The 9,597-nt window shown below is 36.8% G+C and carries 5 protein-coding genes; 2 read left to right on the top strand and 3 right to left on the bottom strand.

Features of this window, described 5'->3' with window-relative positions; genetic code table 11:
- Positions 1–10 precede the first annotated feature (10 nt).
- Genes EQG61_RS13405 through EQG61_RS13415 form a run of 3 tightly spaced genes read right to left on the bottom strand, consistent with a single transcriptional unit; the run spans position 11 to position 3,521 of the window.
- Positions 11–901 (bottom strand): Ppx/GppA phosphatase family protein, encoded by an 891-nt coding sequence (locus EQG61_RS13405; RefSeq protein WP_129462458.1) that lies wholly within the window; start codon positions 899–901, stop codon positions 11–13.
- Between the two features lie 17 nt (positions 902–918).
- The gene (ppk1, locus tag EQG61_RS13410; protein ID WP_164974943.1) at positions 919–3,033 is read right to left on the bottom strand and encodes a polyphosphate kinase 1; all 2,115 of its coding nucleotides are present in this window, start codon (positions 3,031–3,033) and stop codon (positions 919–921) included.
- 5 nt (positions 3,034–3,038) lie between these two features.
- A complete protein-coding gene (locus EQG61_RS13415; protein ID WP_129462459.1) occupies positions 3,039–3,521 on the bottom strand; it encodes a SixA phosphatase family protein in 483 nt (160 codons plus the stop codon).
- A gap of 390 nt (positions 3,522–3,911) precedes the next feature.
- Here EQG61_RS13415 and EQG61_RS13420 point away from each other — a divergent pair, with 390 nt between their 5' ends.
- Positions 3,912–4,430 (top strand): hypothetical protein, encoded by a 519-nt coding sequence (locus tag EQG61_RS13420; protein ID WP_129462460.1) that lies wholly within the window; start codon positions 3,912–3,914, stop codon positions 4,428–4,430.
- A 45-nt stretch (positions 4,431–4,475) separates the two neighbouring features.
- Positions 4,476–9,597 (top strand): hypothetical protein (locus tag EQG61_RS13425; protein WP_129462461.1); only part of this gene is annotated, 5,122 nt, incomplete at its 3' end.

Here is a 9,597-nt window from a genome sequence, read left to right on the forward strand (position 1 = left end):
AAGAATAAGATTAAATTTTTCCATAATACATCGCTTTCACGATGCCGTCTGAGAGTCCGATTTTAGGTACAAATAGTTGACGAGCGCCGCTCCATTTCATCGCATTTAGGTAGATACGAGTAGCAGGAATAATTACATCGGCACGGTCGGTATTTAACCCTAATTCAGCAATACGTTGTTCATAGGTAAGCGAATTCAGATACTGATATTGTGAATTGAGATACAAATATGATAGTGGTTTGTCTTGTAATTTTCCCGATAATTTGAACAATTTATTGATATTTCCACCCGAACCAATGAGAATAATCTCTTCATAGGGAGCACACGTTTCTTTAATCCAAGTTTCAATTTCTGACCAAGTGGATTCGGGTACCATGTCATTAATTAATCGAACTGTTCCGTTTCTAAAGGATTTCGAAGTCACCATTTTACCTTCAGAAAATAAAGAGAATTCAGTACTTCCTCCTCCAACATCTACATAAAGATAGGTGCGATCAGAGGCAATGAACGTATGTAAATCGGAGGATGCGATAATTGCTGCTTCCGTTTTTCCATCAATAATTTCGATATCTATGGACGCTTTTTCTTTGATTATTTGGGTAATTTCTAGTCCATTTTTTGAATCCCGCATGGCAGAAGTAGCACAAGCTTTATAGCGTTCTACTTTATAGACTTTCATTAAGAGTCGGAACGCTTCCATCGCATCCACCATTCGGGTTTTATTTTCTTCAGAAATAATTCCGGAAGTAAAGGCATCTTGTCCGAGACGAATGGGTACGCGGATTAACGCTGACTTATTGAATTGGGTTTCTTTTCCTTCTTGTTCGACAATATTGGTAATGAGCAACCGCATCGCATTAGAACCGATATCAATTGCTGCATATTTTTTTATGGTAATCATTTCGATTTGGGGCAGTATTAAGGTATTAATAATTTATCTTCAAACAGTCGTTTAAAGTAATCATACATTTCATATTGGGCACGAAAAACGGGTTCGTCCACTTTGCGTTTTCGGTATTTATTATCCAATTTGTCTGAGTGGAAACGGGCTTTTACATTTCCTTTCCAACCAATTTCAAAGGTATCGATAAGGATTTTTTTGATATCTTCTTGGTATATAGGACAGGTTACTTCTACCCTTCCGTCCAAATTTCGAGTCATAAAGTCGGCTGAAGAAATGTATACCTCTGGATTCCCTTCGTTGCCAAAGATAAAAACTCGAGCATGCTCTAGTAAATTATCGACGATACTGATGGCTTCTATATTTTCACTCATTCCTTTAACACCAGGTATTAGTGAACAAATACCTCGAATTTGCAAACGAATTTTCACACCGGCATTACTGGCTTCGTATAACTTTTCCACCATTTCAAAATCGGATAACGAATTCATTTTCAAATCCATGTAAGCAGGCTTTCCTAAAGTAGCATTTAGAATTTCGCGATCGATTAATTTATAGATACGACTTCGGGTATAGTGTGGCGATACAATTAAATGTTTGTAGCGATGTAATCGGTAATTGATATCAAAAAATTCAAAGATTTTGGTGACATCTTTTAAGATTTGTTGGTGACTGGTGAACAGGGTTACATCGGTATAGACTTTGGCCGAAGACTCATTAAAATTACCCGTCGAGATGAAACCGTAACGCTTAATTTTGTGGTTTTCCAAGCGTTCAATCACACATATTTTACTGTGAACTTTTAGTCCTTTTATCCCAAAAATCAATTCAATTCCTTCTTGCTGCATGGTTTCTGAATACGAGATATTACTCTCTTCATCGAAACGCGCTTGAAGTTCGATTTGCACCACAACACGCTTACCATTACGCGCGGCATTGATAAGCGAACTGATGATTTGGGAGTTCTTTGCCAAGCGGTACAAGGTAATTTTGATTGTGGTTACTTTCGGGTCTAAAGCAGCTTCTCTCAAGAATTTGATCAGGTAGGCAAACGACTGAAAGGGAGCGTACACCAAATAATCTTTTTTGGCAATTTTATTTAAAATACTGCCTTCTAGAGACAACCCAGGAACGGGTAGCGGTGTCTTTTTTTGGTATAACAAATCAAAACGACCGAGGTTGGGAAAATCCATATAATCACGACGGTTGTGGTAGCGGCCGCCAGGAATGATACTATCGGATTTATCAATACCCATTCTGTTTAAGAAAAAGTTTAGGGTATCTTTATCGATGGCTGTATCGTAGACAAATCGCACCGGTTCACCCACACGACGCTCTTTCACCGAAGATGCAATTTTCTGCAACATACTTTTATTCAAATCACTATCGATATCCAACTGAGCATCGCGTGTAATTTTAATCATATGGGCAGAAATACTTTCGTAATCGAAAATATTAAAAATTGAACTTAGATTATACCGAATCACATCATCCAAAAGCATGATGTATTGTTTGTTTTCAAGAGAAGGTAATACAACTACACGGTTGATATTTTTGGGAATTTCAACTATGGCATATCGAACTTCTTTAGAAAGAACACGACTAAACATGTTGGCATTTTCATCCTTTCGCATGACTAATTTCACAGCCAGATAGCCCGAGGTATCCTTCAACAAAGGAAATTCTGCTAAATCATTTAAGATTACTGTAACGAGTTCGGGACTTACACTTTGAATGAAAAAATCGTGAATATAATTTTGATGTTCCTGACACAATTGTGTCTCATTCACAATGATAATATTCTCTTTTTCTAATTGCTTTTCAATATCACTAAGGATTCGTAAACTCTCCGTTTGTTGCTTGATTACAATATCGGTAATCTCTTTCACCAATTGCTGGGCGGAAATTCCTCCTAAGATTTTTTCACCGGTTTGTCCGGACAAACTAAGTCGTCGAATGGCGGCAAACCGTACACGGAAAAACTCATCTAAATTGTTAGAAAAAATACCGAGAAAGCGAAGTCTATCGAGTAAGGGTACCGTAGGATCAGCAGCTTCTTGTAATACACGGGCATTGAAAGTGAGCCAGCTTTTTTCGCGGTCAATGAATTTGTTTTTTTTATCGTTTATCATGCTAATTAATCTCTGGGTGTCCGAAAACGAACGGTTTTTCCTTTTTGAATTTGGCTCCAATTTTCGCAATCAAATTCAATCGTTACCCAACCGGAAGTGGGAACATTTTCAATATAACGGTCCCCAAATTTATTAACAAAATCTGTAATAGCAGAATTATGACCAAAAAGAAAAACGTGTGTTAACGAAGAAGACAGTTTTTTAACAAATGTTTCAAGTTGTCGCACGTCAAAAGTGTAGAGTTCAGGGATAATTTCGAATGTATTTTGTTTGATTGGCAATCCCTCCAACATAAGATTTGCCGTTGAACGTGCTCGAACAGCCGGACTTGAAAAGACATAGTCGGCATCTTTTATTATACTTTGAACATGCTCACGCATCACTAATGCTCGTTGAATTCCGACTTCATTTAAAGGACGAAGTTTATCCTCAAGGGGAAGATTCCATGAAGATTTTGCATGTCTAATCAGAGAAAGTTGATATTTCATGTTATTGTAAGATTTTTCATGTTATATATTGTATCAAATGCATTTTATCCGCTTTTTTATGCATTTTATCGATGTTTTTTTTGGTCAGACAGAAAATACTGACTACTTTCGATTTGTTAAATTATGCATTTTATCGATAGTAATATATATCAGATGTAGAATTTATTCAACAAAAAATGAAGAAAAAACGTTCTAAAATGCATCGCCAACTAGCACAAATATGCCGTTAAATAACCGTAAAAAGGTTAAAATCGGAATTTCAACGAGTTTTGTGGTAGTTCACAGATAAAATTAAGATTGAGAAACTTATCAACATAATTTTGAACAATGTTAACTTTATCCTAAATGCATAGTAACAATAGTAACAAAATCAACCCAAATAAATCAAACATGAACAAATCAATTAGTTCTTATTCGGTCTTGAGAAACGTGATTACGATAATCGTTTTCCTCCTCTCAATGCAAAGTGAAATGTTTGCCCAGCAAGCAGGTTCGCCCAGAGTTTCAACGATTAAACTACTTGACACCTACGTTGGAGGCGGTACTGATCCTGATCGTACCCGACTCAAAGAATTAGTGTATGAAGTACAATCGTCTGTTTATTTTTATGACAATGTAGTGAAAACTTATGGCGCCACTCCTGTCAGTTTATACACTGATTTCAATGGATTTATTCGTCTACCGCAGGCTACTTTTCAAAAGGAAACGATTGAATTGATAACCATTCGTATTGACAATCCTTCTCAAATCATCAGTACATTGAATCTTTCAACCTTGAGTGCTTTTACCAAGTTGAAATATGTTTATATACTTACAACCTTTCCTTACACTCTTCAACAAATTTCTCAGGTTGTAACTTCTACAAACACCCCATACATAGTCGTTTACAAAAGCGACATGGGATCGTAATCATTCAAATTTAGCTCAAAGTTGAATACCATGAAAAATAACTATATGACTCACAAATCTAACAAAACCAAATTTTTGCTTCTTCAGCTTTTGTTCCTTTTTGGAATGATTGGAAGCTTAAATGCTCAGGTTTATGTTCCCTTTACACAACGTACTTCGTCGTACACTCCGACGAAAACCGTTTACAATGTTAAAGGGGATTTTACCATGATTGGTAATACCAACCTGACCCTACAAAATTATGGTGCTACTACGCTTAACAACAACAACACTATGGTGTATGTTGACGTCGACGGAAATAGCATTACAGGACTAGGTGGTAGTCCGACCTTCAACTCTTCGTCAGCGGATTTGACCCTTTCAACCGAAAACGGTGCAATTCCTTCTTGTTCACGAATTGTTTTTGCCGGATTATACTGGACAGGTCGTGCTAATCAATCGGGGACTGCTTCCAATACTTTCAGCGTAACAAAAACAATTGGAGGTACATCGTACACCAAGACTTTTGACAAACGTAAAGCGTTATTGAAAGGACCTGGTGCAACTGCTTACACTACACTTCAAGCATCTTCAACAAATATTTATTACCCTACTTCTAATGGGGATTATATTTATTCTGGATTTGCAGAAATTACCGACTATGTTAGACAATACGGTTTAGGTTCCTATACTGTAGCCGATTTAGCATTACGTGATGGTAATGGAGGTGGAACAGGATACTCCGGAGGTTGGGGTATCGTTGTTGTTTACGAAAACTCCAAAATGAAATACCGTGATGTGACTATCTTTGATGGTCATGCCTACATGAATGGTTCATCTACAACAAATTTACCTGTATCAGGTTTTAATACGGTACAAACGGGTAACGTAGGTATCAAATTAGGTATGATGGCTTCTGAAGGTGACGTAAACCTGACCGGTGATTTCTTTAGAATTAGAAATTTAAACACAAATAATTACACTACTCTTTCCCATACCGGTAATTCGGCGTCGAATTTCTTTAATTCTTCTATTGCTACGGGTGGAAATACGCGAAACCCTAACATAGCAAACAATACTGGTATAGATATAGCGATGTTTACGCTTAACAATACCAATAATACAATAATTGGTAACAGTCAAACGTCAACCAACTTCCAATACGGTAGTGGTGGTGACGTTTATGCTATTTTTAATATAGCCATGGCTGTAGATGCTTATGTACCTGAGCAAGAAGGTATGTTGAGTGTAACTCAATTGAACAATGTTAACGTTTCAACTCCTCCATATTCGATTCAACCAGGTCAAGACATGACCTTTAGTGTGGATATCAAAAACTTAGGTACTGAAGCGGTTAATAATACTAAAATTGTTATTCCTATTCCCTACAATGCTACTTATGTAACTAATAGTGCATCAGGATCGGTATTATTCACGCCTCTACCTTCACCAAATACGGTAACCTTTAACCCTACATTAGGTGCAACAGGTTCGATTGTGTGGGATTTTGGTACTTTACCTTTACCTTCTTCACCTAATCAAGTATTGGCTCGATTAACTTTTAAATTAAGAGCTACTACTGATTGTACCATTTTGAACAACACTTCTTGTGGTAATAACATTCAAGTAAACGGAACCATTTCTGGTGTCGGAGCGATAACTGGAGTTGCTTTAAACAACAAACCGTTAATTCAAGGATATACCACCAATGGTACTTGTGTGGGAGAACCAATCGCTCAAGCCATTTCAATTGGAATCAATGGAACGAATTATGTGAATGCCAATTGTCAAGGTGTTCCAACAGTTCGTAACTTCTACTATTGTGGTGCTGGAACAACAGTTCCTGTATCTGATGTAGCTTCAAGTTTTCCTACAGGATCTTCTTTCTACAATGAATATCCAGTAGATTCTAATACTGTGGAATACAATGCTTCAAATCCATTCCCAATGAATGCAGGAACAACTGTAACTTATTATGCAGTTCCTCCTGGAAGCACAGGATGTAATATTCCTTTCACCATTTCAAGATGTAATAAAATTATTGCAAATGACGATACAGGAACTTCAATTGTAGGAGCTGCTGGTGGAACTTCATTTACCAATGTATTGACTAACGATACATTAAATGGAAATCCAGTTGTTGCTTCTCAAGTAACTATATCGCAAATTTCATCGACCAATGCCGGTGTTTCATTAGTTGGAAACAATGTTGTTGTTGCTCCTGGCACTCCTGCAGGTAACTATACTTTGGTGTATCAAATTTGTGAAGTTTCCAATCCTACAAACTGCGACACAGCAACGGTAACTGTACCTGTTTCTGCAGCAGAAATTGAGGCTGAAGACGATACTGCAGGCCCTATAGTTGCCACATCTGGAGCTAACAATGTTTTAAATGTATTGACAAATGATACTTTAAATGATAATCCAGCAACTTCATCAAATGTTACCATTACTACTATTGTAGCCAACCCGAATTTGGTATTAAACAGTAATGGTTCAGTTAACGTAATTGCGGGCACTCCTAATGGTGTGTATACATTAACATATCAAATTTGTGAAACCATCAATCCTTCAAATTGCGATACTGCAGTGGTAACAATCACAGTGAATGACGGCGTTTTAGCATGTAACCCTGCTGATTTTGTACCTTTCACAAGCATTCAGTTTGATGGGTTAACGACTTCTTCCTCAACAAGTGGAATTTGTTTAATTGGTTGTGGATTAAGTAATGTATCGCGTTTAATTGATGCGAGTTTAACAAACTATGCCACTGCTTCAACAGGTATTGGTGTAGGTGTTTCACATCGCGTTCGTGTAACAGATACAAATACAACTTATACAGCTGGAACATTTGCAGGTTACCGAATCGAACCAACTGGTGGTTTACTTTCTGCAGATTTATTGAATGCAATCACTGTTAAAACATATTTAGGAGGAACTCTTAAAGAAACATTTAATGGTTCATCTTTAGTTAACTTAAGTTTACTTGCTAATCCTGGTAGTTTTGTAGTGGGTGCTAATACCAACCAACAATTTGATGCCATTGAATTTACAGTAAACAGTTTAGCTTCTGTTGCTTCTTCAACAAATATTTACTATCCAGTTATTGTAAACTACTGTCCAGGTCCAGCTTTGGAATGTAATGAAGTTACAGCTTTAAATTATCCTACATTCCCTGCTACAGTTGAGTATTCTCACACAGGTATGTCAGGAATTAGTGTAGGTTCAGTATCTAATGCTACTAACTTAGTTTCTGCTAGCTCTACAGATTTCGCAACAATTACTTTATTAGCAAGTGTTGCTGGTTCAGGAAGTGTTGCTGTTAAAGATCAAGTAGTGGATTACCCTGCTGGAACTTATGCTGGTTTTGAAATTGAAAATAGAAATATTGTAAGTGTTGCTGCTTTATCGAATCTTACTGTTCGTACCTATTTAAATGGTTCATTGAGAGAGCAGATCTCTGGAAATAACCTTTTAGTTAATGGTTTATTATTAAATAGTACTGGAAGATATAAAGTAGGTTTTGTTGCGACTCAATCTTTTGATGAAGTACAATTTAGCATCAATCAAACGGTTGGTGTAAACCTTGGAAATACTAAAGTATATAATGCAGTTATTGAAAAATTCTGTGCCGGACCTGAGTTGCCTTGTAACACTCCTGTTGCAATTACAGCTCCTACATATCCTGTATATGTAAATGGTTCAAATACTGGAATTGATGGTTTAGCTTGTTTATTATGTGCTGTATCAAATACTGAGAATTTAATCGACACAAACGCTTCTAACTACGCAAATGTAGATTTAACTGCTTCTGTTGGAACAAGTGCTAGTATTGCAGTTAAAGATCAAATTACAGATTACGCTGCTGGTAACTTTGCTGGTTTTGATATTGATGCTGTAAATTTAGTTAACGTTAATGCTTTAGATGCTATTCGTGTAACTACTTACTTAAATGGTGTTCAGCAAGAAACGAAAACAGGTGACGGACCTTTAGTAGCTGTAAATACAGACTTATTAGTAGGTTCTAGCAGACAAACAGTTGGTTTTGTAACTACAATGCCATTTGATGAAGTGAAAATTTCATTTGTGAATTTGGCTACAGTTACTTTGGGCACAATTAAAGTTTACAATGGAGTTTTCCAAAAATTCTGTCCAACAACAATTGACTGTAACCAATCGTATGCGCTTACCTCTCCTACTTTCCCTGTTACTTTAGATGGTAAAAGAACAGGAATTGACGGTGTAGCTTGTGTGGCATGTGCTGTTAATAACTCAAACAATGTATTAACTGCTTCAACTACTGATTATGCAACTATCTCTTTAACTGCTGGAGTTGCTGCTACAGGTTCGATCGCAGTAGTTGATCAATTGACAACGTATCCAGCAGGTACTTTTGCCGGATTTACAATTAAAGACTTAAATAGTTTAATTGAAGCGGATTTATTACAATCGCTAACAATTTCTACTTATAACAACGGTCAATTAAAAGAAACCCGTAGTGCTGGTCAATTAATTAGTTTAACTGCTATTGCTCCTATTTTAGGAAGTGGTCCAGGTTACTATAATGTTGGATTCTATGCTACACAATCTTTTGACGAAGTTCGAATCAAAGTTGCTTCTTTAGCAAGTGTGATCAGTAACTTACGTGTGTACGGTGCATTTGTGAACACTGGAAATAGTTCTGGTGGTTCCTTAAATTGTGCGGTAATTGATGCAATTAATGATACTTTGTCTAGTGTAAATGGTTCTATTGGATCTCAAAACGCTGGAAATATATTAGTAAGTAATGGTGGTGGTGCCGATAATATTAACGGTACAGCTGTTACTACATCACAAGTAACTATTAGTGTTGTAAATCCTGCTACACCAATTAATGGTGGTGCAGTTCCAACTATTGATGTTACTACTGGTAATGTTGTTATTCCTGCTGGAACTCCTGCTGGAACTTATACAATTACTTACCAAATTTGTCAAACTATCAATCCAACTAATTGTGATACGGCTGTTGTTACGATTCCTGTAACAGCTGGAATCATCATCGCTAACGACGATAATGGTTCAGCTAACGGTTATACGGGTGGTACTGCTGTACCTAATGTGTTGGTAAACGATACCTTAAACGGTCAACCTGTTACTTTGGCGCAAGTGAACTTAACACAAGTTTCTACAACAAGTCCGAATGTAACTT

Source organism: Flavobacterium stagni (assembly GCF_004122105.1).
Taxonomy (GTDB): domain Bacteria; phylum Bacteroidota; class Bacteroidia; order Flavobacteriales; family Flavobacteriaceae; genus Flavobacterium; species Flavobacterium stagni.